Here is a 24,171-nt window from a genome sequence, read left to right on the forward strand (position 1 = left end):
CGAGCCAATCTATTCCAGCGGATCAGGTCAAATGACTTGGCCGAGAATTCGAACATATTCCTCAACCATGGAATCCACCGAATACCGCAACCTCAGGCCTTTGGCGTTTTGTCGCAGTTCGTCGCGCAGGGTTTGGTCGGTCAGGAGTTTCGAGACGGCGGCCGACAGCTTCGCATGATCGGAGGCATCCACGAACAGTGCTGTCGGTTTGCCTTCGAAGGACAGCACCTCGCGCAGGACGGGAAGATCGGTGACGACGGAGGGAACGCCGGCGTTTGCGGCTTCGACCGCGGCGAGGCCGAAAGTCTCGGCTTGTGTCGGAAATACGAACACGTCCAGGCAGGCGAGAAAGTCGGCCATCTGGCGCGGGGTGATTTCCCCGAGCAGATGCAGTCTGTCCGAGACTTTCAAATCATCCGCCAGCTGCCTTAGCCGAACCTCGTCGGCACCCTGGCCGGCCAGTGCGAGATGCCAGGACGGTTGATCCGGCAGCAGGCGTATCGCTGCATCGAGCCGCTTGTGCGGGTGCAGCCTGGCTGCGCAGCCAAGCAATATGCGGTCCGGCGGAAGATTGAACTTCTGTCGCGCAGCTTCCTTCGGCAGGGTGAGGGCCTTGTCGTCGAAGCCGTGCGGGACATGCACCATGCGCGACCGGTAGGCCGCAGGGTAGCGCGAATATTCGCGCTGCATGTCCAGCGAGTTCAGCGTGATGCGGTCGAAGAAGCCGAGGCTGCCCATGACGATGTCGGCCGTGCGGACCGGCCAGCTCATCGACAGTGCGGACGATACCTGATTGGCGACGACGGGCGCGCGGCAGACGAGGCGAGACACGCCCGCGCCGATGACGTTGCCGAAATGCTGAAAGGTCAGAACGGCGTCGGGCCTGGTGGTCCTGATATGACGGCCGAGCATCCACAGCATTTGCAGCAGGGCCAGTGGATGTCCCGGCCGGCGCGATGCGCAGTAGAGCGTATCGGGCGGCTCGTCGAATGAATCCGATTTGCGGAAGAAGAACAGATTGGTGACCCGATAGCCGCGCGCGGTCAGGCCGGCGCCGAGTAGCCTGGAAATCTCCTGGGCGCCCGCATTCTCGGCTTGCGTCTGGACGAGAAGCACGTGCGGCTTCGGTCGGCCGCTGCCCCGACTTGCGAGTGCTGCCGCGGTCGACGGCAGCTTCGGTGCCTCGCCCAGTTCTGCGCCTGGCTGGTAATGCAGCACGGATCCCGACCCGCTAATGAAACGTTCACCTTCTTAACGCCGTACCTATCATGCGAGCGTCGCGCGGACACCGGCTAGCAACAAACGGAGTTAATGCCCTGTCCGCCGGAACGGCATCGTTCACAGGAGAATGGCAGCGGTTTGCGGACGGTGCGAAGCGAGCGCGTTAACCAATTGGTCATCTTCGCGCGGAGGCGGGTAACCGCGGATTAACCATAGATATTTACGGTGGCGCAGGCCACTGAACAGTGCTTGCCAGTTGAATCCGAGTAAAGTCCATGACGTTCGGTCGCCGCGCAGACCCGACAAGTTCCGGATCGACCGGTGTCTCCGCGTCGTGGCAGACTCAAGATGCGTCGAACGGTGAGGCTGGCGCAGCCGCAGCCCGCCTTGGCGGTGTGCTCACTGCCGCAGGCGCGCTCTCCTTCATTCGGGACAATGCTCGCCGTATCCTGGCGCTCGCTCTTGCGATCTTCGCCCTCGGCGTCATCGTTCTGCTGGTGATCCCGGCTCGATTTGCGGCGACCGCGCTGGTCGTCGTCGATCCCCGCGAACAACGCGTGACCGCGGATCAGGACGTTCTGCCGGGCATAGGGCAGGATAGCGCCGCGCTGCAAAGCCTGGTCGAAGTGGCGAAGTCCGACGGCTTTCTCAAGCCGCTGATCGAGCAGCTCAAGATTCGGGATGACGAGGACATTTCCGGGGGACATACCGACCCCGCGCGCCTGCTCGAGAGGTTCCGCAACCGTCTCGACATTTCCCGCCGCGGGCTCACTTACGTCATCGCCATCCGCTTCACGTCGAACCGGCCGGAGCGGGCGGCCTATTATGCGAACGCGATAGCCGAGGCGTTCGTCGCGAGCCAGAGTCGCAACCGCACCGATGCGACCGACGAGGCGGCCGACTGGCTCAGTGGCCGGCTCAAGACATTGAACGACCGGTTGAGGGCGTCAGAGGACGCCGTGGCCACGTTCAAGCTCGAGCACAGGATCGTCAACGCCGGCAAGGATTCCACGACCCAGCAATTGCGCGTGACCGAGCTGTCGCAGCAGGTCGCCGCCGCGCGCGCCCGGGCCGAAGAGGCCAAAGCCCGCTACGAGCAGGCGCAGCGCGACGTCAAGGCGAATGTCGAGGGTCCGGCCAAGCAGGATCTCCTGAGCGCGCTGCGCGCGCAGCGGTCGGCGCTCAATGATCAAATCGCGCAGAAGCGCGCGGTGTTCGGCGATCGCCATCCCGACCTCGTCATGTCCTACAGCCAGCTGAACGATCTCAACAGGCAGATCGAGGTCGAGCGGGCCAAGAGCATCGACACCGCAAAGTCGGAGTACGAGGCCCAGCGCGAACAGCAGAAGGCCCTCGAAGGCCAGATGAAGGCGGCTGAATCGCAGCTCCTGGTCGACGGTCAGGCTCTGGTCAGGCTCCAGGAGTTGCAGCGCGACGCCGAGGCGAACAGAAACATCTACGAACAATTCCTGTCGCGCTCGAAGACGACGAACGAGCAGCGTCTCCTGCAGAGCTCCCAGACCAAGATTGCGTCGTCCGCCATTCCGCCGCTTCGCTCGACCCTTCCGCCGCTGCCCTTGCTGCTTGCCGCGCTCGCGATCGGCTCGCTGCTGACATCGACGGCGGTCGTTGCCGCTACGGGACGCCGATCGGACAAGCCCGTCGAAGACGTTCGTGCCCCCGATCCGGCTCCGCGCCAGCCCGCGTCGTGGCCACGCCCGCCCGTGTGGGCCCGCATTCCCGACTTGCTGCCGGGCGATGTGCCCCGAAACATCTGGCAAGGTCCGGTCTCAGCGACGGCTGCGCTCGATCTCAGTCCACATTTGCGCCCGCTGCTCGACCGGCTGGAGAAATTGCCGGGAGCCCGGGGCAAGGTCGCGCTCGTGATGTCGGTCGGCAAGCGGGCCGGCGGCAACACCGTCGCGCGGTCGCTGAACCGGTGGGCGGTGAACAAGGGGAAGTTGAGCGTCCTGATCCGGGTCGAGCCGGACCTCGGTGGTGCCGCGGTTAGCCTCGTCAAGGAGCAGGCGGACGGCATGACCACGGCGGACTTTCGCAGCGTCGACGCGCTTCTGGGCGCCGGCAAGCGGCCCGAGGCGTCGCCCGCGGATGACATTCGTTCGGAGTTCGATCTGATCGTCGTCCACGCCACCTCGCTGGCCTTGCAGCCGGAGGCGGCGGCGCTCGCCGCTCACGCTGATCTGGTCGTCCTGGTCGCTTGCGAAGACGCGGTCGATTCCGCTGCAATGCGCAGGGCAATGGCGGCGCTGTCCCGCTTTGGCAGCGTGCCGACCGGGCTCGTCATCAATCGTGTCCCGCCCGATCCGTCGGCGGCGCGTCGTCGGGGCGAAGTGTTGGGCCTGGCCGGTTGATCGACGCCTAATCGCCGGAGTCGGCACTGCGGACCGCAAAGGCGCCGCGTTTCGATGCCGAGAAGCGCAGAAGCACGAGAATTGAAGGGTCGACTCCGGTTCGCCGGCGACAGAGGATGTTGAGCGCGATGGTCGCGAACGCCAGCGACACGGTCGCCGAGATCGCCGCGCCAAGCACGCCGAGCCAGGGAATCAGGACGAGAAATCCGACCAGCCGCAGTGCGACGTTCGCCGCGACGACGGGGACATAGATGCGCTCATGGCCGGTCAGCTGCAGGATCGCGGCAGATGGACCGCCCGCCGCCTGGAAAGCGGTGCCGATCGCGAGCACGATCAGGACCCAGTGCTGTGCGGCGAAATGAGGCCCGAACAGGTTGAGAAGATGGGGGCCGCCGATCCAGATCAGGAGAAGTCCGCTGGCCACGCAAAGTGCGGTCACTTCCGCCATGAGCCGCAACGTTCGCCCGAACTCCTGGTGGTTCTTGCTGAAGTACAGCGAAGGAAGCCGACGCGCCCCGAAACTGTACAGCGCCGCCGACAGCATGGCGAAGATGTTGGCCAGGCGCGAGGCGGCGAAATAGATTCCAGCGGTCGCCGGATCCAGCATCCAGTAGACCAGGATGACGTCGAAATACTGGTTGGCCGCTTCCAGGATGGACGCAACCCAGAAATGGAGCGCGCTGGCTCTCCAGCGAGAGGTCTCGTAACGCGCCGCCGTGCTGCGCAAGTCCGGCAGGGCTCGCGCAATGGCAACGACCTGCGCGACAAGGCCGACCGACATGGCGATCGTCATCACGGCGAACAACTCGGCGGGATCGAGCTGCCGATGGCCGAACAACATGGCAAGCAGAAACAGGACGACGATGACCCGCCAGAAGAGCTCCCGGTTTCCTTCGCCCATGAGAATGCTGACCAGCGAGCGGGCGATCTGGCTGCCGAGCATCAGTCCGGCATTCACCGCCGTGTAGGCCGAGAGAGCAAGGATCAGCAGCCACCAATCGCCCCTCAAGCTCGCGGCCAACGCGACCGCGGCGATCGCGATCAGCATCGCGACGGAGGTCATCTTGAAGCTCGACAGGAGGACCCCTTTGGTGAGGTCGGGCCTGTCTTCGACCTGATACTCGTTCAAAAATCGCACCAGAAGCGACTCCTGGCCGACCAGCCCCACGACCGCTGCGATCTGGGCAACGGAAAGCCAGGTCGCAAAGATGCCGAATCCATCAGGCGACATCGTTCGCGCCGCCAGCGAGAACAACGCAAACGCAAGCGCGCCGCTGCCAACCTTGAGGAGGATGGTCCCGACAACACCGCGCGTCACGTCGCGCCGCAGGAACTGGACGATGGATTCGATCATGGACGTTGAGGGACGACTTTCCCCTGGAGATACGCGCTGCGATGGCGGTGACAGCCTAGCATGGTGAAAAACCGCGAGTGTTAATGGGGCCTCTGGAGTCCTGTTGGTTGCGGCCGATGTCGGCGAAACATCCGCTGCGTCACGGTGGGACACCTTCGTTCCGGCTGTCCCAGTTAGAGCGCAGGCCGGCTTCGTCGAAAAGCGACGTGATGTCGCTCTGACGAGAAGCAGCCATGCGTTCCGCCGTGGCGTCGCCGAACACCGGTTCTTGTCGAACATCCCGAGCAAGACGCGTGCCGAAACATCGTCCGGCCAGATCGAGTCTTCGGTTCGTTAACCTCGATCGACGGAAATGATCGCGTTCGGTCCTGCGATGCGACATCAGGCGGGATAATTGCACATGGAACCACCGTTAACCGTGGGAGCCTGGACCATGACGGCGGATAGCACCGTGACTGAGCCGATCGCCGCAGCTGCGACCACGACGATCGTTGCGGACGTCGCGATTGTCGGAGGTGGCCTTGCAGGTTCGCTCGCGGCTGCTGTCCTTGCGCGGGCAGGGCATCGCGTCGCGCTGGTGGACAAGCGCGCGGTCTATCCGGACGAGTTTCGGGTCGAGAAGATCGGAGGCCCGCAGCTGGAGATGTTCCGCAGGCTGGGCTTCATCCGCGGCCTCGCGAGCGTCGCTTGTCCATACGATCAGGTGCTCAATGTCAGGGAAGGCAAGGTGGTCGATGTCAGCGTCGGCCAGGCTTACGGGCTTCCCTATGCCGGTCTCGTTGCCATGGCGCGCGGCCAGATACCCGATCCGTCCAGCCTCATCGTCGACGAGGTCACCGCAGTCACCTGTAGCGACGACGTCCAGCATCTGGAGCTTGCCTCCGGGCGCCGCCTCAATGCGCGTCTTGTCGTTCTGGCGACGGGCGTGGCCGGAGCCCTCGGCTACAAGCTGGGCATCAGGCGGCGCGTGCTGGCCGCAGGCCACTCGGTCTCGTTCGGCTTCACGATCGCGCGCCGGGACGGCACGCCGTTCGATTTCAAGGCGCTGACCTGTTACGGCGAGCGCATTTCCGACGGCGTCGATTATCTCAGCCTGTTTCCGGTACCCGCCGGCATGCGGGCCAATCTCTTCATGTTCCGCGACCCGACCGATCCGGTCATGCGTGATCTGCGTCGCGACACGGAAGCGACGCTCCTGCGGCTGCTGCCGGGATTGCAGCCCTATCTCGGCGATTTTGGCGTGACGGACCGGGTCCAGAACTGGGTGATGGATCTGTCCGTCGTCGAAGGACACCTCCAGCCCGGCGTCGTGCTGATCGGCGATGCGTTTCAGACCAACTGTCCCGCCGCCGGAACGGGCGTAGCCCGCCTGCTGGTGGACGTCGAGCGTCTCTGCACCGAATATGCGCCGCGGTGGCTTGCGACCGAAGGCATGGGCAAGGAGAAGATATCGGAGTTCTATTCCGATCGCGACAAGATCGCCGCGGACCAGCAGTCACTGAAGATGGCGCGCTTTCGCCAGGCGCTGACGTCCCGCAACGATATCAGCTGGGACGTGCGGCGACGGTTGCACTTCCTGCGGCGGAGCATTACCCATCGGGTCGATCAGATGCGGCCGGGCTGGCTCGCGCAGGTCCGCAGCGCGCTGCGCGCCTGAGGCTGCAACCCTCCAGCGCCTCGCGCCCGTCAGCGCGTGGGCGTCGAGGTGCGGGTCGGCGAGAGCCTGACCTCCGAAATTCGCTTCGCGGCAAGTTTGAGCCAGGGCGCCTGCTTCAGTGCGAACAGGGATATCGCGCCTGTGGTGCTGCCGGCCTGCGTGACCGCCCACATCGGCGAGGCCTGCGCGCCGAACAATTTCTTGTATGGCTCGTCGCCAATGGTGAAGTCGAGCATCTGATCCCCGCGCTCGATGCAGTCCTTCGCCACCTGCTCGAACATCAGCGCGCCCAGGGACTGGCTCTTGTATCCGGCAATGTCGAAGGCACTCATGATGACGAGGAAGCTGTCGCGGTGCTGCAAGCCGAGCACGGCGGCGATCACCTCGCCATCCATCTTCATGGCATAGAGCCGCGCAAGGGACCCGAGACCGCGGACCGCGACGTCGGAATAGAAGTCGTAATATGCGGGGCGCTGGAGCAGATCTCCGTCGCCCTGCGACTGGAACCGCGGACCGCGAAATTTCCTCATCACGTCCAGCACCTCGAGCACGGCGGCGCTGTCGTTGCAGCACGAGAAGCTCAGCGCGCCCTTCTTCTGGAGCTGCCGATACTTCTTTGCGAGCTCCTTCTGATAGGAACGATCCATCGCACTGGCCCGCCATTGCTCGAATGGGGCGAGGAGAACGGTCGCGTAGGCATTGGTGTCCATCGCGACGCGGCGCGGCGCGGCCAGAAGGTTCTCGATCGGGAGCCGCCCGTCCGGCAGCTTGGTCACGCGGAGCAGGTCGAAAGGACGAACGAGGCGGCGAATTTCGGCGCATGCCTCCGCATCCCCAAGCAGTTCGGAAAACACCGCCGGACTGCAAACCGGCGCCAGATAGTCGGAGACGCGGAGATCTGCGAATTCGACGGTCCGTATCGGGCCGCGCCGGATCCGGAGCAGGGGCAGCACCATCGCAAGGGCGCCCGTCGCGCGGTAGCGAACGACGACGACCAGAGGGGTTGCTCCCGCATGAGACGCGAGCCTGCTGTAGAGGCTGTGCAGCCAGAGCGGATGCTGGAACGCGGTGGCGGCCGAGTGGTCGAACAGCTCTGCATAGTCCGCCGACAGGAAGTCGAATGCCGGCTCGACGGCGATATCGAACGTGTTGCCAGGCGTGTTCATGCGTAACCAGGGAAGCCAGGGAATTCGGGAGTGCTCGATCGAGCTGAGGGCTTATAGCAGGGGAGTGACGGTCGAGATACCGAGGTGGTACGATTTGCATTAAAAGGACCGAGCCGGGTTCGTATCGTTACCGAAGTCTTAAGATTTCGCGGCCGCGGAGGCTCGGAAGTGCAGACCTCGCCGCGCTAGCAAATAATTAACCGCGTTTAAGGAAGGTCAATCATGGCCAGCCTACAGACCGAGGTGGACTCCGGGGCTCCCGGGAGCGCGATCTGGAAGACGCGCAGCGTTGGCGTTGAGAAGATTGCCAGGGGCGCGATTGGCTGTTCGATCACCATCAACGTCGTCGCGTCGATGGGCACCTTCAACACCGGGTTGTTGCCGGCGGAGCTGACCTACCTGCAGCAGGCCGTCGCGGTCCTGATGTGGGGCGTCCTGATCTACGCCAGCGCATTCGTGCGTCCGCCCCTGCGTTTGCAGTTCAATCCCGATCTGATCGTTCTGGTCGCATTCTACGCCTTCGCCGTCATCTCCGTGTTCTGGACCAGCCTGAACACTGCCGCGATCATGAAGAGCCTGGCGCTTGCGATGACGACCTTCGGTGCATTCTGTCTCATCACGCGCATCGACATGGACGAGGTTGTCAGGGCCACGGCGTTGGGCCTTTTCATATTGGTCGCCGCATCGGCCTTCTTTGCGCTCGCCGTACCCGATATCGGGATAGACCACAGCTGGATGCATAACGGTCAATGGCAAGGCGTCTATGAATCGAAGCAGACCCTCGGTTTCGTCGGCGCGTATCTGATGTTCTTCGCCTGCTATCTGAAGATGAAGGGGCAGGGGTGGCCGGCTTTCCTCCTGACCTTCCTTCTGGCGTCCACATGTGTCCTCGCGTCGGAATCTCGGGGCGCCGGTGCCGTTGCCCTGGCCGCATGCGCATTGCTGTTGACCTCGATGTGGTCGGTCATCTGCATGAGACTCTATGCGGTCCTGCCGTTCGTCATGTGTTTGCTGGCCGGCGCGCTGATCTTCTATTTTTACGCGACGGGGTATGACGCGATCCATGTCGGCGACGCGTCCGTCGATTTGACCGAGCGGACGTTCATCTGGCATTACGCCATCAGCCATTTCGATGACGCGCCGCTGCTCGGCTTCGGGATCAACGGCTTCTGGACCATCCCGTCGATCTACGACTATTTCGAGCAGAACCATGGCTGGGTGCTCGACAATTATCACAGCGGCTATATCGCGATCCTGATGGAGTCGGGGTTTCTCGGCTACACGCTTTTCGCCGCGAGCGTCCTGCTGTTTTCGAACAAGGTTCTTCATCTGATTTCGGCCCGCGCGATCGACCGGTCGCACTGCGCGCTGATCATCGGATTTGTCGTTCTCAGCTTTCAGACCAATTTTACCGAGACGACGTTCCTTCGTTCGACGATGTTCACGTCGGTGCTGCTGGTGGCGTTCTTCTTCGCGACGTGCAGGCCTGTACCGCAGACCGATCTCTAGTCTCAACGAATGGAAGCAAGATGAGAGCCATCCGCGCTCGCTGGACGAGACGCTTCAATCTTGCGGCAACGGCAGTTTTCCTCGCGTCGTTTGGCTTCCATGCCCATGGGGCCGGGCAGGCTTCCCGTGACCTGCCGAAATTGGGGCGCGGCATCAATATTCTCGGCTATGACGGGATCTGGGAAGGCGGCCGGAACGCGCCGTTCCGCCTGGACAATCTGACGGCAATCAGGAAGGCTGGATTTTCGCACGTCAGGATCAATTTCTTCGGCTTCAAGTTCATGGGCCCGGGGAACATGCTGGACGAGATCGTTCTGAGGCGGCTCGATGCCGTCATCGAGGACGTCCTTGCAAGGAACCTCATTCCGATCGTCGACGAGCACGACACCCATATCTGCCAACGCGACGTTTCCGAATGCGGCGAGAAGCTCAGGGCATTCTGGCGGCAGATCGCCGAGCGCTATGCCGGAAAATATCCCGCGCTGGTCTTCGAGGTCCTGAACGAGCCTGGCGGGCAAATGACGTCCGCCGACTGGAATTCGCTCCTCAATGAATGTCTTGAAATCATCCGCCGCACCAATCCGTCGCGGCCGGTCATTGCCGCGGTTCTCAACACGGACGACATCCCCGCCGACGACCTGGCTTTGCCGGCCGACGACAGGAACATCATCGTCACGTTTCACTATTACGCGCCGATACGGTTCACGCATCAGGGCGCACCTTGGTCCCCGACGTTTTCGCGGATCGGGCCGCTGGATTGGGGCAGTCCCGACGACGAAGCGAAGGCTGCTGCTGACTTCGGGAAGATGAATCTCTGGGCGGAGAAGGAGCAGCGCCCCGTCTATCTCGGCGAGTTCGGGGTATACGAGCGCGCACCATCGGACAGCCGCGCGAGATATTTGTCGTTCATGGCGAGAAGCGCCGACAGGCTTGGCTGGTCATGGGCCTATTGGCAATTCGACCATGATTTCGCGGCCTTCGACAGCGCGCGTCAGGCCTGGAAGCCGGACATCCTGCGTGCGCTGATTCCGCCGCAGCGTTGAAGCGGCGGTCGCGATTTCGCTGCACAGTCTTGTCGGCCGTCGCGCGAAATCTGCCGCGCTCTCGCCGCTCGCAATCGCCTAGCGTGGCGCGTCGATCAAAACCATGTGGCGATCTCCCGGAGGCGTCGATACGCCGTCTCGCGCGCTGCGAGGATCGGGTCCGCCGGGCCGGTGGTCGGCCCGATCGGCACGAAGCGCACGTCGCTGATGCCAATGAAACGCAGCGCCTCGCGCAAATAGGGTGTCGCCATGTCGGTGCGGCCGCGATTCATGCCGGTGACGAAGTCGCTGCCGCTGGCGAGGATGACGATGGTCGGCCGGTCCTCTAGGAGCGGAAGATAGCCCGACGCCGGGTCGTACCGGAAGGTAAGGCCGGGCTGGACGATGATGTCGAACCACTGCTTGAGCTTGTAGGGGATGCCGAAATTCCACATCGGCGTCGAGATCAGCACGCGTTCGGCGAGCGACAAGCGCGTCGCCATTCGCTCGGCCTCGGCAAAGCTGTCGCGCTGGGCGTCGTCGAAGGCCTGGGCCTTCATCCGCGCATATTTGGCCTCGACAATCGGCCCCGCAAACTCCGGCATCCGCTCCCGCCAGAGATCCATGACGTCGATGTCCCAGTCGGGACGCACCTGGCGAAATCCGTCAAGGAAGACGCGCGCGCCGGCGCTCGACTCCGAGTCGGGACGCGGCGAGCAGGAGAGGTGCAGGAGCTTTGCCACCGCTCATCCCAGCGCTCTGATGACGGCATCCGCCCGCGTGACGATGGCGACGTTCTGCATGGCAAAATTGATCGAGGCCGAGTGCCAGTCGGCATTCATGGTCGAGCAGCAATCCTCCGGCACGATCATGAAATAACCCTTGTCAGCGCCGGTCCGCGCGGTGTGCTCGACCGACATGTTGGTCCAGGCGCCGGTGTTGATGATCATGTCGCGGCCGGTGGCCTTCAGGATCGTCTCCAGCCGCGTGCCCTCCCAGGCGCTCATCCGCATCTTCTCGACGACGAAATCGCCCGGCCGGGGCTCCAGGCCCGAGACCGGCGCCGCGCCCCAGCTGCCTCGCACCATCGCCTTGCTGTCGACCAGACCCTCGAACAGCGGCGCGTTCAGCGTCACGCCGGGGGCGCCGGGCTCGACCACGAACCAGACATGGATGATGGCGACGCCGCGCGCCCGCGCGGCCTCGGCAAGACGCCGGACATTCTCGACCACATGCTGCTGCTTCGCGTGAGCGGGCGCGCCTGACCCGTCGAAGGCGCCGCCATCCATGATGACGTCGTTCTGAAGATCCTGGATGATCATGGCGCAGCGCTGCGGATCGAGCCGCATCTCGCCGTCGGTGAGGATGGGCGCTGCGGCCGCGGGGCCGGCGCTTGCGCCGGCGCCGCCGCGCCTGCCGCTCATATAGGGCTCGTGGCGCGGTCCCACCCTGGTCGGGATGGCATAGACCGAATGCGTCGAGGTCAGATAGAGCGTGCGGAAATCCGGCCCGCCCCAGGCGAGGTTGGCGACGAGCTCGGGCACACGTACCTTGCCGAGCAGCTCGCCGCGCGGCGAGTAGACCCAGACGCCGCCGGGTGCGGTGACCCAGACATTGCCGTGCTGGTCGCACTTCATGCCGTCGGGCAGGCCAGGCTCGAGCTCGGACTTGATGCCACTCGCGAACACCCGCGCATTCGAGAGCGTGCCGTCGGCATTGACGTCGAATACGCGGATCAGCGCCTGCACGGTGTCGTTGACATAGAGCAGCCGTTCGTCGGGCGAGAAGCACAGTCCGTTCGGCTGGTCGAACAGATTGCGGTCGACGACGAGCTTCGGCTCGCCGCCCGGCATGACACGATAGACGCCTTGGAAGCCAAGCTGCCGCGGCCGCTCGACGCCATAGACCGGCATGCGGCCGTACCAGGGATCCGAGAAATAGATTGCGCCCGAGGAGTGCACGCAGACGTCGTTGGGGCTGTTGAGCTCCTGGCCCCCGAAATGCGAGGCCAGCACCTCGCGCCGGCCGTCCGGCCGCTCGCGGATCAGCGACGAGGTCGCGTGCTCGCAGACGATCAGATTGAGCTCGGCGTCGTAGGTCATGCCGTTGCATTTGTTCGACGGGCGCTTCACCTCGGCCACGCCGCGCCGTGCGTCCCAACGCCGCCGAACGTCGCCAGGCATGTCCGAGAACAGGAGGTAGTGATCGATCGGATGCCAGATCGGGCCCTCCGTGAAGTCAAAGCCTGTTCCGACCTGCGCGACCGGCGCATAGGGATCGATCAAGGTCTCGAACTCACTTCGCAAGGTGACATGCGTCATCGGTCGATCCTTCGAGCGCGTCAGGCCGGGAACCAGTTGCGCGGGGGCAGCGACTGCACGATCGGGCCGGGGACCTGGTCGTGCAGACGGCCGACGACCATGCCGCCTTCGATCTTGGCCGGCCTGTCGTGCACCGGCAGCAAATAGCGCGAATTGCTCAGCAGCTTCTTGATCGAGGCCTTCTCCGCCCGCTTGCTGGTGCCGTGGTTGCCGGTCGTCCGCGGCTCCCAGTCGTGAATCTCGTTGAACGGCGTGACGATCTGGTCGTTGAAATCGTAGATCACGTCCCCGCAGATGGTGGCGATCCCGTCGGCGGTCTCGACGATGATGTTCATGGAGCCCTCGGTGTGGGCGTTGGCGGCGTCGCAATAGACGCCGGGCATCAGCTCGATTGGCCCGGTGATCTCCAGATCGAGGAAGCGCAGCGCGCTCTTGGTGTGCAGGCGGTCGATCAGGTGCTTGATGTCGGGCGCCGGATATTGCGGATGCATCAGGCCGGAGACCGAATATTCCAGCTCCTTGCGGTTGAGGACGACGGTCGTGTTCATCGGAAACAGATCGTCCTTGCCGGCGTGGTCTATGTGCAGATGGGTGTGGCAGACAAAGCGCACGTCGCCCATGCGCACGCCATGGCGGGCAAGCTGGTTCTCGATCATGTGCTCGTGGTACTGCAGCCCGCGCATGCCCAGCGTCTCCATGATCTGGTTGGAGCGGTAGCCCGTGTCGACCACGACCGGATATTTGCCGCCGAGGATCAAAAAGCCGAGCGTGAGGACGCGGCGGGTGCGGCCGCAGTCGCGGCCGAGAACCAGAAAGCTCGATTCCAGCTCGATATCGCCATAGTCCAGGATCTTGATCTCCAGCGCCATCCGTGTCTCTCCCTGTCTCGTTTCTTGTCTGTCAAAGCCGGTAGACGCGCGCTGCGGTGGTCCTGAAGATCGCGTCCTGTTGCCCGGTCCTCAGCGGAGCGGCCGCCGCGCGAAACGCGTCGACGAGCTCGCGATAGCTGGTCCACAATTTCTCGATAGGGAAATTCGATCCGAACAGGCAACGCTCGGCGCCGAAGATCGCGACCGTGTCGGTCAGTACCGCGGCGATATGCGCGGGATCGTTGCGGTGGATGAACGTGCCGAGCCCGGACAGCTTCGACACCACGTTCGGACATGCGGCGAGGCGCGCCATCCCCGCGCGCCAGGCCGCGCGGCCCGCCGGCGAAAGGTCCTCCAGCATCCCGGCGTGCTGGAGGATGAACGTCACCTTCGGACAGGCCTCGGCCAGGTGCGCGGCATCCGGCATCTGCGGCGTGAACACCTGAAGGTCAAAACTCCAGCCGTAGTCGGCGAGGTATCCGACGTTGCGGCGGAACAAGGGATCGAGACAGAGATCAGGCCTGGTGGCAAACCGATAAAGCGGGTTCTCGTGCCAGTGCAGCTGCATCCGCACGCCGCGCACGAGCGGGTAACGCTTGAGGCGGTCGAGCTGCGGGCGTACGTCGTCGACGGCGAAATTGGCGTAGGCGACGATGGCGTGGGGCCAGCCATGCTCGTCCGCGGTCTGCTGCACCCAGGCCGCCTCGTCCTCGAAACGATCGTTGGCCCAGTTGGTCTGGACGTAGACGGAGCGATTGACGCCGGTGCCCTTGAGATCGCCGATATATTCCTGGATCGGATAGTCGCGCCGGATCGGCTCGTAGGGTCCGAAGATGCGGGGCTGCATGGGGCCGATCAGCCAGGGCAGGTCCGCCTGCCGCCAGATGTGATGATGGCCGTCGACAATCTCGGTCACGCAACTCTCCTTCGTCCCAGTGCCAGTACATGCGCGACGATCGACGCGCTCGACCCGCCGTCGACGAGATCGTCAACGAAGCGTTCGATGGCGACGAGCGCTTCGGTCTGCGGGCGAAAGCCTGGGCTAGTTGCGAGCGGCGTCAGCCAGCTCATGCGCCAGGCCCGCCGCGACAGTCTTGCCACGGCGTCGCGCAGCGCGTCGGGTGCGCCGCGCTCCAGCCCGTCCGAGACGACGATAACGGCCGCCCCGCGCGCATAGCCGCCGAACCGCGGCACCGCGAGAAAGGCTTGCAAGGCATCGCCGATCCGGGTGCCGCCGTCCCAGTCGCTGACGAGATGGGCGGCCGCGCTCAGCGCCTGTTCGCGGCGCTTGAGCCGCAGCGCGCGGGTGACACGGGTGAGGCGCGTGCCGAAGGTGAAGACCTCGACATTGGGCGCGGCCTGCACCAGCGCGTGGGCGAGCTTCATGTTCTTCTCGGTGCGGCTCTTCATAGAGCCGGAGACGTCGATCAGCAGCAGAATTTTTCGCGGGCGCTGCCTGCGCTTCAGGTGGCCGAGACGCAGGACCTCGCCGTCGCTGCGCACGGAATCGCGCAAGGTCCGGCGAAGATCGGCGAACGGACCGCGCCGGGCCTGCATGCGCCGGTGGCCGCGTCGCCTGGGCAGACGCCGCGGCGCTTCGCGGGTTAGGCGGCGCAGCGCATCGCCGGGAGAGAGTTGCGCAAAGCGGCGGTCGACCAGCGCCTCGGTACGGGTCGCGGTGAGGCCGGATTCGTTGGCGTCGTCGGAGAGCAGAGGCTCCTCCTCGCCGCGGCCTTCTTCCTGAAGCCGGACGGTCTCGTCGTCCTCGCCGTCGTCATCGCGCGTGACGGCCTCGCTGCCGCGGAAATGGAGGTCGAACAGCCGGTCGAAGGTCGCGCGGCGTTCGGGCGGCGGGGCGAGGGTGGCCAGCGCCGCCTGACGGATATCGCCGAGGTGGCGCGGGCCGAGCAGCTCGATCGCGGTGAGGAACGCGGTGGTCTGCTCCGGGGCGACGGCAAAGCCGTTGGCGCGCAGCAGTGCGACGAAGGAGACGAACACGCGCGCCGCCTGCGGCAGTTGCAGTTCGGGACTCATGCGGTTGCCTCCGCAAGCATCGCATCGAGCCGGGGTGAGATGAAGTGCAGGTCCTCCTCGTCCTTGAGCGCCACGCCGATCGAGCGCCTGAAGGCATCGGGCCAGCGCGCGCCGCCCTTGTGCAGCAAGGTTGCAGCCTCGGCCCAGTCGACGGCTTCAGCGATGCCCGGGGCCTTGCTGAGCGGCTCGCGTCTGAGCTTGCCGACGGCGGCAACGACGGCGCGTGCGGTTGCCTCCGCAACGCTGGAGGCGCGCAGCATCACGATGCGCGCCTCGCGCTCTTCGGTGGGATAGTCGATCCAGTGATAGACGCAGCGGCGGCGCAGGGCCTCGTGCAGGTCGCGCGTCCGGTTCGAGGTCAACACCACGACAGGACGCTCCGCCGCGCGGACCGTGCCGCGCTCGGGGATCGAGATCTGGAAGTCGGACAGGAATTCGAGCAGGAAGGCCTCGAACTCCTGATCGGCGCGGTCGATTTCGTCGATCAGCAGCACGGTGGAATCGGGCGCACGCAGTGTGGCGAGCATCGGCCGTTCGATCAGGAACGTCTCGCCATAGATGTCGATGCTCTCGTCGCCGGCCTGGCGGATCGCGAGCATCTGGCGCGGGTAGTTCCACTCGTAGAGCGCCGCGGACGAATCGATGCCCTCATAACATTGCAGCCGGATCAAACGCCGCCCCAGCACGGCGGCGATGGCCTTCGCCGCCTCGGTCTTGCCGACGCCCGGCGCGCCTTCGAGCAGCAGGGGCTTGCCGAGGGCGAGGCCGAGATAGGCTGCGGTCGCGAGCCCCTCGTCGGCGAGGTAATAGGCCGCGCGCAGCGCCTTCTCCAGCGCTTCGGGGCTGTCGATGCCGACGATGTTGCTGCGGACCGCCATTGCAAGACCTCTAGCGCCGTGCCTGCGGTCGCGCGCCGCCCTGGGATTTGATGGCGCGCAGCACTTTTTCCGGGGTGATCGGCAGATCGTCGATGCGGACGCCGACCGCGTTGAAGATCGCATTGGCGACGGCCGGTAGCACCGGATTGGCGCACATCTCGCCGGGGCCCTTGGCGCCGAACGGGCCATCCGGCGCAGGACGCTCCAGCACGGCGATGTCGTGCGGGCAGATATCGCCGGGGCCGGGCATCAGATATTCGACGAAATCGCGGGGGCCGTGAACGGGATCGGGATAGTAGGGCTCAGGCGTCTCGTAGAGCGCGTGGCTGACGCCCATCCAGGCGCCGCCGACCAGCTGCTGCTCGACCAGGCGCGGATTGAGCGCGCGGCCGAGCTCATAGGCGGAGTCCATGCGCACCATCGCGACCTCGCCGGTCTCGTCGTCCACCTCGACCTCGGCGACCAGGCAGGCATGGGCGTAGCAGGTTGCCGGCGACATCTCGCCGGTTTCCGGATCGACGTTGGAAAGAGGGACGAGGAAGATGCCGCGGCCGGAGATGGTCTTGCCCTGCTTGAACTGCGCGGCGATCGCGACGTCCTTGGTCGAGATCGACCGGTGCGGCGCGCCCTTGACGTGGATGTTGCCGCGCCCGTCGGTCTCGAGATCGGCGGCGTTGACCTCGAGCTCCTCTGCGGCGGCCTCCATCATCACGCCGCGCGCCTCGCGGGCGGCGGCCATCACGGCATTGCCGACGCGGTGGGTGCCGCGCGAGGCGAACGAGCCCATGCAGTGCGGGCCGGTGTCGGAGTCGGCCGTGTCGACATAGACGTCCTCGACCGGCACGCCCAGCGTCTCCGCGCAGATCTGCCGTGTCACCGACTTCATGCCCTGGCCGAGGTCGATCGACGACAGCGCGACGGTGAACTTGCCGCTCGGATTGGAGTGCACCAGCGCCTGGCTGGGGTCGCCGCCGAGATTCATGCCGATGGGATAGTTGATCGACGCCATGCCGCGTCCGCGATGCCGGGTCATCTAGCGCCTCCTGGTGCCGAAGACGGAGGAGAAACGGGTCGCGCCATGCGAGGGCGCAGCGGGCCGCGGGGGAGGCGGCGCCGGTGGTGGCGGCTCGCGCGGCGGCTCGCGGGTGACCGTCGGTGGAAGCCGGTCATAGGTCGTGCGCTGCTGCGCGGCCACAGCCGGCCTTGGGTGCGAATCCGTCGGTGTCGGCGGAATCACGGCGCGGCTGCCGCCGCCGTCCTTGCGCGAGGACGCGCGCTTGAACTCGTCGCGGATCGGCCATTTGGCCTTTTCGGCCGCAACCTGAACACATTCGATCAGCGCGGTGTTCTTGGCTTCGCGCCTGTGCGCCTTCATGTCGCCGTCGCGATAGGCGTTCAGGATGCGGAACTCCATCGGGTCCATGCCGACGAGATTTGCCAGCTTGTCCATCTGACACTCGATGGCAAAATCCATCGCGGTGACGCCGAAGCCGCGCATGGCGGTTGCAGGCGTCCGGTTGGTGAAGACGCAATAGACGTCGCCATAGACGTTCGGGATGGTGTAGGGGCCGGGCAGGTGGGCGGCGCATTTCACGGCCGCGTAGCTGGACAGCCGCGTATAGGCGCCGCTGTCGAAATAGGCGCGGATCTTGCGCGCGACGATGCGGCCGTCGCGCATCACGCCATCCTTGATGTAGATGCGCTCGGCGCCGCGCGGCGGGCCGTATTGCATCTCCTCCTCGCGGCCGAACACGTAGCGCACGGGCCGCCCGGTCAGCATCGCTCCCAGGATCGCGAGCGGTTCCGTCAGCGTGTCCACCTTGCCGCCAAAGCCTCCGCCGACGGTGCCGCCGATGAAGTGGAAGGTGTTGGATGGCACGTCCAGGATCTTGGCGCAGGTGTCGACCGAGAAGAACAGCGCCTGCGTCGAGGTGTAGACGACGTAGCGGCCGTTGGTGTCGGGCGCGGCGATCGCGCCGTTGGTCTCGGTCGGCGCGTGCTCGATCGGCGACATCTGGTAGCGCTGCTCCAGCACGTGATCGGCGGTGGCGAGCGCCGCATCGGCGTCGCCGAAACGCAAGCGCTGGTGATCGTAGACCTCGTGATAGGTGAATGTGTTCTTCGGGTAGGTCTCGTTGACCACGGGCGCGCCAGGCTTGAGCGCGTCCTCGACGTCGAACACCGCCGGCAGCACCTCGTAGTCGACCTTGACCTTGGCAATCGCCTCGAACGCCTCGCGCTCGCTGTCGGCGACGATGGCGACGATCGGCTCGCCCTTGTAGCGGACCTTGTCGACCGCCAGCGAAGGCTCGTCGTCCTTGCCGAAATTGATCAGGCTCAGCAGCGTGTTGAGATTGACCGGCACGTCAGTGCCGCGGATGATCCGGCGCACGCCGGCCGAGCGCTCGGCCTCGGTGGTATCGATACGGCGCAGTCTCGCATGCGCCTCGGTCGAGCGGACGACCTTCAGGTGCAGCATGCCCTGAAGTTTGTGGTCGTTGAAATAGCTCGACGTGCCCGTGACGTGGCCGAGCATGTCCTGGCGCTGCGTCCCCTTGCCGATCTCTTTCAAATTATCGTCGCGCTCGTCGGCGAAGATGTCCTTGCGCAGTTCCAGCATGATGGGGATCCTCAGGCACTCGCTCGGCTGCCGGAAGCAGCGAGGATGGCGTCGATGATGGGCTCGTAGCCGGTGCAGCGGCAGATATTGCCGGAGATCGCCTCGACGACCTCGGCGCGGCTCGGGGCGGGGTTGCGGTCGAGCAGGGCCTTTGCCGCCATCAGCATGCCCGGCGTGCAATAGCCGCATTGGGCGGCAAAATGGTCGGCGAAGGCGCGCTGGAGCGGATGCAAATTCGGGCCCTGCTTCATGCCGTCGAGCGTCTCGACCGCGCGGCCCGCGACGGTCTCGGCCAGCGTCAGGCACGAGAGGTGCAATTCGCCGTCGATGAGCACGCTGCAGGTGCCGCAGCCGCCCTGGCCGCAGCCGAATTTCGGTGTCATGTCGCCGATCAATTCGCGCAGCGCCACCAGCAGATTGGTGCCGCCGTCGACGAAGATCGCGACGTCGCGGCCGTTGTGACGAAATTGCAGGGGTATTTTGGACATGACGATCTATTCCCTGTCTATTCCTGGCCGGACAGCAGACGCCGCAGATGGACGCCGACGATTTCGCGGCGATACCAGGCGCTGCCGAGCGCGTTGTCGGATGGCGATGTTCCTTCGGTTGCTGCGGATGCGGCGGCCGCGATCGTCGCGGCATCGAGCGAGCGGCCCTCGAGCGCTCGCTCGGCGGCGCGCGCGCGGATCTGCGTCGGCGCCATCGAGCCCAGCGCGATGCGGGCGCCCGCGATCCGGCCGCCGCTGACCGGCAAATGCGCGGCAAGGGTGATGACCGAGCCGCCCTTCGGCTTGATGCGCGCGATCTTGCGATAGCGGAAGGCCTCGCTGCTGGCCGGCCGGGTGCAGGACACCGACAGCACGAGCGTCCCGGCCTGGCGGTCGCGCGCCTGCAAGAACTCTTCGATCGGGACGTCGCGCGCGCCAAAGCCGCCCTGCACGGCGACGGTGGCGTCAAGCGCCAGCAGCGCGACGGTGAAATCGCCATAGGGAGTGGGCGCAAAGAGATTGCCGCCGACGGTGCCCATGTTGCGCACGGCGGGACCGCCGATCGAGCGGGCAGGGGCATGCAGGAAGGCGAGGTCCCGTTCGGCGAGGATGCGCGCGAAGGTGACCCCGGCCCCGAGCGTCACGCGCGGACCGGATGCGTCGATCCGGGTCAGCGCCTGGTCGTGGGCGCGAACGACGGTCGAGATCGTCACGTCGCCCTCGTTCAGCGCGCGCATCACAAGTGTGCCGCCGCCGAGATAGCGCGCGCTGCGGTCCGAGGACAGCGCCCCGGCCGCCTCGCTGGCACTGGTGAACGTCTTCACTGTCACGGCCATGATGATGCGGCCTCCTTCAGATGCCGGCGGATCGCCTCGAACCCGGCCTGATAAATGTCTTCGGCGACCATGTGGGTGATGCGATCCTTGTCTTCCGGCCTGGTCGTGAAGCGTGACTCCCAGTGCCAGAAGGTGCGGTCGCCGTCGGTGACCGGCAGCAGCCGGACATGGGCGACGTAGTTGAACATCGGCACCGGCGTATCGAGGAGGCAGTAGCTGAAGGACTGCTCCAGGTCGGACAGCGCCAGAAGCTGCTCCCGCAGCTCGGAGCCGTCCTTCAGCTTGAAGCGCCTGACACAGCCGATCTTGTCGGAGGGCTGCGCACGCTCGATCGTGGAGGTCGCAACCGCCGGGTGCCAGCGGTCGTGCCCGTTGAAATCGCGCAGCACGGACCACGCCGCATCGGTCGGCGCGTCCAAAATCGTGCTTTTGACGATATGCGGCACGGGTGTCAGCCTCCGAACACGCGCTTCAGCGCGTCAAACCCGCCCTGGAACACGCCGCCGCCGATATTGTTGACGAGCTCCGTCTCGCGCTCCGGCGCGCAGTCGAACTCGGCGGTCCATTCCATGAACGTCTGGTCGCCGTCGGTGACGGGCGTGAGCCGCAGGGTGGCGACGTAGTTCTCCACGCCCATTGGCGATTCCAGGATCGAATAGGTGCAGAACATGTCGTAGTCGGAGAGGCCGAGCAGCTTCTCGCGGATGCGGTCGCCGTTGCGCAGGCGAAAATCCCTGACGCAGCCGATCTTGTCCGAGGGCTCGCCGCCCTCGATCCGGCTCTCCGCGATCGCCGGGTGCCAATTCGGCAGGCCGTTGAAATCGCGCACCCGCGCCCAGACGCGGTCGTTGCGGGCGTTGACGACGGTGGAGACGTAGACGCGGGCCATGAACGCGATCCTCAGCTCTTCTTCCGCGGCCCGCGCTCGGCCGGCGGTTCACCGCCTCCCTCAGTCGCAGGCGGGGAGGCGGCTGGCTTGTCGCCGCCACCGCCGCCTTTGCGCGCGGACTCCTTGATGCCCTGCATGTCGCGGGCTTCGCGGATCAGGCCCGGCATCTTGGCGAGGCTGCCGCCCTCGACGCCGATGTCGGCGAGGATCGAATCGATCAGCGGCGCCTGGACGCGGTAGCGCAGCGCCGAGTCGATCACCTCGTCGGTGGCGCTGCGGCCGCCATTGCCGCCATGGCCATTGCCGTTGAGCCCGTCGACCTGGAGGATGCGGATGCCCTCGATCTTCTCCATCGGCTTGACGCTCTCGCGCACGATGCCTTCGATGCGGTCGAGCAGCTTTCGTCGGAACAGCGAGTAGCGCGCCTGATCCGTGAGGACGTTCTCGGCCTCGTTGAGCATCCGCTGCGCTTCGGCCTCGACGGTGGCGCGGACACGCTCGGCGTCGGCCGCGATCCGGGTCTCCTCGGCCTGCTTCTCGGCCAGCAGCACCTCGACCGTCTTGCGCCGCCTTGCGATCTCGCTCTCGCGCGCGGTGATGACGCGCTCGGTGGCTTCCGTCGCATGGATGCGGGCTTCCTCCGCAGCAGCACGCGCTGCGGACTCTTCCAGCGACTTCTGATGAATCGCGATGGCCTTCTCCATCAGCACCGTCTCGACGTCCTTTTCGCGGTTGACCTCGAGCTTGCGCAGCTCGCGCTCGCGGCCGATGCGCGCCTCATCGAGGCCGCGGTCGGACGCGATCCGCGCGCGCTCCACCTCTTCGCGCGCGGCAATCTCGGCTTCCTGCAGCGACTGGACGCGGGCGACCTCGAGCTGCTCGATGGCGCGGCGGCGCTCGATCCGCGCCGCTTCCAGCGCCTGCTCGCGCGACACGTCGGTGGTCTCGACGTCCTTGCGCGCGACGATCTCGGCCTGCTTGACCTGGCGGTCGGCGTCGATCCGTTCCGAGCGCTTGGTGGAGAGCGCGATGACGCGGTCCTCGTCCGCGATCTCGATCGCCTTCTTCTGCTCGATATTGAGCACCTCGCGCTTCTTGGACGAGTTGATTCGTTCGGCCTCGAGCGCAAGATCGACGCCGATGCGCTGGCGCTCGATCGCGTCGCGCCGCTTCAGCTCGGCGGCCTCCAGGACGCCGGTGCGCTCGATTTCGAGCGCGCGGGTTTCGCGCTCGGCCTGGATGCGCTCGGCCGCAACGGTCTTCTCCTGCGCGATCCTGGCGGCCTCGATCGCTTCGCGCGAGGCGATGTCGGCTTCCTCGACGGCGCGGTTGCGGGCGATTTCCAGCGAGCGCACCCGCTCCTCCTGGGCGATGCGGGAGGCTTCGGTCGCCTCGCGCGCGGCAATTCCCGCGACATCGAGCGTCTGGTTGCGCTCGATCTCGAGCTGCCGCGTGTTCTGCTCGGCGGCGATGCGCTCGGCGGCCAGCGTCCGTTCGCGGGCGATACGGGCGGCCTCTACCGCGCGCTGCGCCTCGATCTCGGCCTCCTGGATGGTGCGGACCTGCTGGATTTCCAGGGCGCGGGTCCGCTCGTCCGAGGAGATGCGCTCGACATTGACCGTCATGGTCTGGGCGATGCGCGCCTTCTCGGTGGCTTCGCGTGCGGCGATCTCGGCCTCGTCGACGGCGCGGGTGCGCTCGATCTCGCGGCGCCGCGTCTCCTCCTCGTTGGCGATGCGGGCATCGGTGACGACGCGGTCCTGCTGGATGCGGGCCTTCTCGATCGATTCGCGTGCGGCGATCTCGGCCTCCTCGACGGTGCGCATGCGCTCGATCTCGCGCTGGCGCACGTCGCGCTCCGAGGCAATGCGGGTGGTGTCGATCGAGCGCTGGTTGGCGATCCGGGTCTTCTCGATCTCCTCGCGCGCCAGCAGCTCCTTTTCCTCGATGGTGCGGGTTCGCTCGATCTCCTTCTGGCGGGTCTCGCGCTCCGAGGCGATGCGGGCCTCGGCAATGGCCTGGTCATTGGCGATCCGCGCGCGCTCGATGGTCTCGCGCGCGGAGATCTGGGCCTGTTCGGCCTCGGTCTCGCGCAGTGCGCGTTCGCGGGCGACTTCGGTGCGCTGGAGCGCGCGGCGCATCTCGATGTCGCGTTCCTGCTCCAGCCGCGCCGTCTCGCTCTCGCGCTCGATCTCCAGCGCCTGCCGCTCGGCCTCGAGATTGCGGGAGCGGATCTTGATCATCGAGTCCTGCTCGATGTCGTTACGCAGCTTGCGCTTGGCCTCGATGTCCTCCATCAGGCGGGTCAGACCTTCAGCGTCGAACCGGTTCGACGGGTTGAAGAATTCGAGATCGGTCTGATCGAGATCGGTGATGGCGACGGATTCGAGCTCGAGTCCGTTCTGGGCAAGTGCCTCCGCCGCATTGGTCTTGACGCGCACGACATAGTCGCCGCGCCGCTCGTGCATCTCCTCCAGGGTCATTTCGGACGCGACCGACCGGATTGCGGAAATGAACTTGCCGGCCAGCAGCGCGTGGAGCCGTTCGGGTTCCATGGTGCGGCGGCCGAGTGTGGCAGCCGCGATCGAGACCGCCTCCTTGGTGGCCTGGACCCGGACGTAGAAGTCGGCCTCGATATCCACGCGCATGCGGTCGCGGGTGATCACGGCGTCCTGGCGGGAGCGGACGATGCCCATCGGCAGCACGTTCATGTTGACCGGCGTGTAGTCGTGGATGAACGGCAGCACAAAGGCGCCGCCGTTGATCACCACGCGTTCGCCGAGGAAGCCGGTCCGGACGAACGACGTCTCCTTGGAGGAGCGATGGTAGAGCCAGTTCACGATGTAGACGGCCACGACGATCACGATGATCGCGACGATCAGCCAGAGGATCAACTCGCCGACCAATATCCCTGACATCTTGTCCTCCCTCGAAC

At 65.5% G+C, this 24,171-nt stretch carries 20 protein-coding genes; 4 read left to right on the forward strand and 16 right to left on the reverse strand.

All coding sequences use genetic code 11. The features are described from left to right. Window positions 1-27: 27 nt before the first annotated feature. The gene (locus ACE10W_RS13690; protein WP_304552144.1) at window positions 28-1,218 is read right to left on the reverse strand and encodes a glycosyltransferase family 4 protein; all 1,191 of its coding nucleotides are present in this window, start codon (window positions 1,216-1,218) and stop codon (window positions 28-30) included. A 278-nt stretch (window positions 1,219-1,496) separates the two neighbouring features. Here ACE10W_RS13690 and ACE10W_RS13695 point away from each other — a divergent pair, with 278 nt between their 5' ends. After that, window positions 1,497-3,593 (forward strand): GumC family protein, encoded by a 2,097-nt coding sequence (locus tag ACE10W_RS13695; protein ID WP_304552146.1) that lies wholly within the window; start codon window positions 1,497-1,499, stop codon window positions 3,591-3,593. Window positions 3,594-3,600: 7 nt separating this feature from the next. Here ACE10W_RS13695 and ACE10W_RS13700 read toward each other — a convergent pair whose 3' ends face one another. Next, complete coding sequence (locus ACE10W_RS13700; protein ID WP_304553752.1) at window positions 3,601-4,947, reverse strand: lipopolysaccharide biosynthesis protein; 1,347 nt, start codon at window positions 4,945-4,947, stop codon at window positions 3,601-3,603. 433 nt (window positions 4,948-5,380) lie between these two features. On the opposite strand from ACE10W_RS13700, the gene ACE10W_RS13705 reads away from it, so the two are divergent. Beyond that, the gene (locus ACE10W_RS13705) at window positions 5,381-6,604 is read left to right on the forward strand and encodes an NAD(P)/FAD-dependent oxidoreductase (RefSeq protein WP_304552149.1); all 1,224 of its coding nucleotides are present in this window, start codon (window positions 5,381-5,383) and stop codon (window positions 6,602-6,604) included. Between the two features lie 29 nt (window positions 6,605-6,633). On the opposite strand, the gene ACE10W_RS13710 is transcribed toward ACE10W_RS13705, so the two are convergent. Then, on the reverse strand, window positions 6,634-7,770 hold the full coding sequence (locus tag ACE10W_RS13710) for a GNAT family N-acetyltransferase (RefSeq protein WP_304552151.1): 1,137 nt from the start codon (window positions 7,768-7,770) through the stop codon (window positions 6,634-6,636). Window positions 7,771-7,992: 222 nt separating this feature from the next. Between ACE10W_RS13710 and ACE10W_RS13715 the strand changes: the two genes are divergently transcribed. Both ACE10W_RS13715 and ACE10W_RS13720 read left to right on the forward strand, forming a co-directional pair. Next, window positions 7,993-9,279: an O-antigen ligase family protein gene (locus ACE10W_RS13715; protein ID WP_304552153.1), complete on the forward strand. Its 1,287-nt coding sequence runs from the start codon at window positions 7,993-7,995 to the stop codon at window positions 9,277-9,279. 20 nt (window positions 9,280-9,299) lie between these two features. After that, window positions 9,300-10,322 (forward strand): glycoside hydrolase family 5 protein, encoded by a 1,023-nt coding sequence (locus tag ACE10W_RS13720; RefSeq protein WP_304552155.1) that lies wholly within the window; start codon window positions 9,300-9,302, stop codon window positions 10,320-10,322. A 95-nt stretch (window positions 10,323-10,417) separates the two neighbouring features. Here ACE10W_RS13720 and ACE10W_RS13725 read toward each other — a convergent pair whose 3' ends face one another. From ACE10W_RS13725 to ACE10W_RS13785, 13 genes are read right to left on the reverse strand one after another with little or no spacing between them, the layout of a single operon-like run. Further along, window positions 10,418-11,044, reverse strand: coding sequence for an FMN-dependent NADH-azoreductase (locus ACE10W_RS13725; RefSeq protein WP_161535587.1), 627 nt, complete (start codon window positions 11,042-11,044; stop codon window positions 10,418-10,420). 3 nt (window positions 11,045-11,047) lie between these two features. Continuing rightward, on the reverse strand, window positions 11,048-12,622 hold the full coding sequence (locus ACE10W_RS13730) for an isochorismatase family protein (protein WP_304552159.1): 1,575 nt from the start codon (window positions 12,620-12,622) through the stop codon (window positions 11,048-11,050). Between the two features lie 20 nt (window positions 12,623-12,642). Beyond that, entirely contained in the window at window positions 12,643-13,491 is an 849-nt protein-coding gene (locus tag ACE10W_RS13735; RefSeq protein WP_011086154.1) for an MBL fold metallo-hydrolase, read from the reverse strand. A 31-nt stretch (window positions 13,492-13,522) separates the two neighbouring features. Continuing rightward, complete coding sequence (locus tag ACE10W_RS13740; protein ID WP_304552162.1) at window positions 13,523-14,407, reverse strand: amidohydrolase; 885 nt, start codon at window positions 14,405-14,407, stop codon at window positions 13,523-13,525. Next, the gene (locus ACE10W_RS13745; protein ID WP_304552164.1) at window positions 14,404-15,525 is read right to left on the reverse strand and encodes a VWA domain-containing protein; all 1,122 of its coding nucleotides are present in this window, start codon (window positions 15,523-15,525) and stop codon (window positions 14,404-14,406) included. The genes ACE10W_RS13740 and ACE10W_RS13745 overlap by 4 nt, the downstream gene beginning before the upstream one ends. Further along, the gene (locus tag ACE10W_RS13750) at window positions 15,522-16,403 is read right to left on the reverse strand and encodes a MoxR family ATPase (RefSeq protein ID WP_011086157.1); all 882 of its coding nucleotides are present in this window, start codon (window positions 16,401-16,403) and stop codon (window positions 15,522-15,524) included. The genes ACE10W_RS13745 and ACE10W_RS13750 overlap by 4 nt, the downstream gene beginning before the upstream one ends. 10 nt (window positions 16,404-16,413) lie before the next feature. After that, window positions 16,414-17,436 (reverse strand): xanthine dehydrogenase family protein molybdopterin-binding subunit, encoded by a 1,023-nt coding sequence (locus ACE10W_RS13755; RefSeq protein ID WP_011086158.1) that lies wholly within the window; start codon window positions 17,434-17,436, stop codon window positions 16,414-16,416. Next, window positions 17,437-19,023 (reverse strand): xanthine dehydrogenase family protein molybdopterin-binding subunit, encoded by a 1,587-nt coding sequence (locus ACE10W_RS13760; RefSeq protein ID WP_060911357.1) that lies wholly within the window; start codon window positions 19,021-19,023, stop codon window positions 17,437-17,439. Between the two features lie 11 nt (window positions 19,024-19,034). Next, window positions 19,035-19,511, reverse strand: a complete 477-nt coding sequence (locus tag ACE10W_RS13765) for a (2Fe-2S)-binding protein (protein ID WP_027548905.1) — start codon at window positions 19,509-19,511, stop codon at window positions 19,035-19,037. A gap of 17 nt (window positions 19,512-19,528) precedes the next feature. Further along, window positions 19,529-20,347, reverse strand: a complete 819-nt coding sequence (locus tag ACE10W_RS13770) for a xanthine dehydrogenase family protein subunit M (RefSeq protein WP_011086161.1) — start codon at window positions 20,345-20,347, stop codon at window positions 19,529-19,531. Then, entirely contained in the window at window positions 20,338-20,793 is a 456-nt protein-coding gene (locus ACE10W_RS13775; RefSeq protein WP_028172034.1) for an SRPBCC family protein, read from the reverse strand. Before ACE10W_RS13775 ends, ACE10W_RS13770 begins: the two co-directional genes overlap by 10 nt. 5 nt (window positions 20,794-20,798) lie before the next feature. Then, on the reverse strand, window positions 20,799-21,236 hold the full coding sequence (locus ACE10W_RS13780; RefSeq protein ID WP_011086163.1) for an SRPBCC family protein: 438 nt from the start codon (window positions 21,234-21,236) through the stop codon (window positions 20,799-20,801). Between the two features lie 11 nt (window positions 21,237-21,247). Then, window positions 21,248-24,154, reverse strand: a complete 2,907-nt coding sequence (locus ACE10W_RS13785; protein ID WP_304552174.1) for a flotillin family protein — start codon at window positions 24,152-24,154, stop codon at window positions 21,248-21,250. Window positions 24,155-24,171 lie beyond the last annotated feature (17 nt).

This window comes from Bradyrhizobium sp. B025, assembly GCF_042257955.1.
Classification (GTDB): domain Bacteria; phylum Pseudomonadota; class Alphaproteobacteria; order Rhizobiales; family Xanthobacteraceae; genus Bradyrhizobium; species Bradyrhizobium diazoefficiens.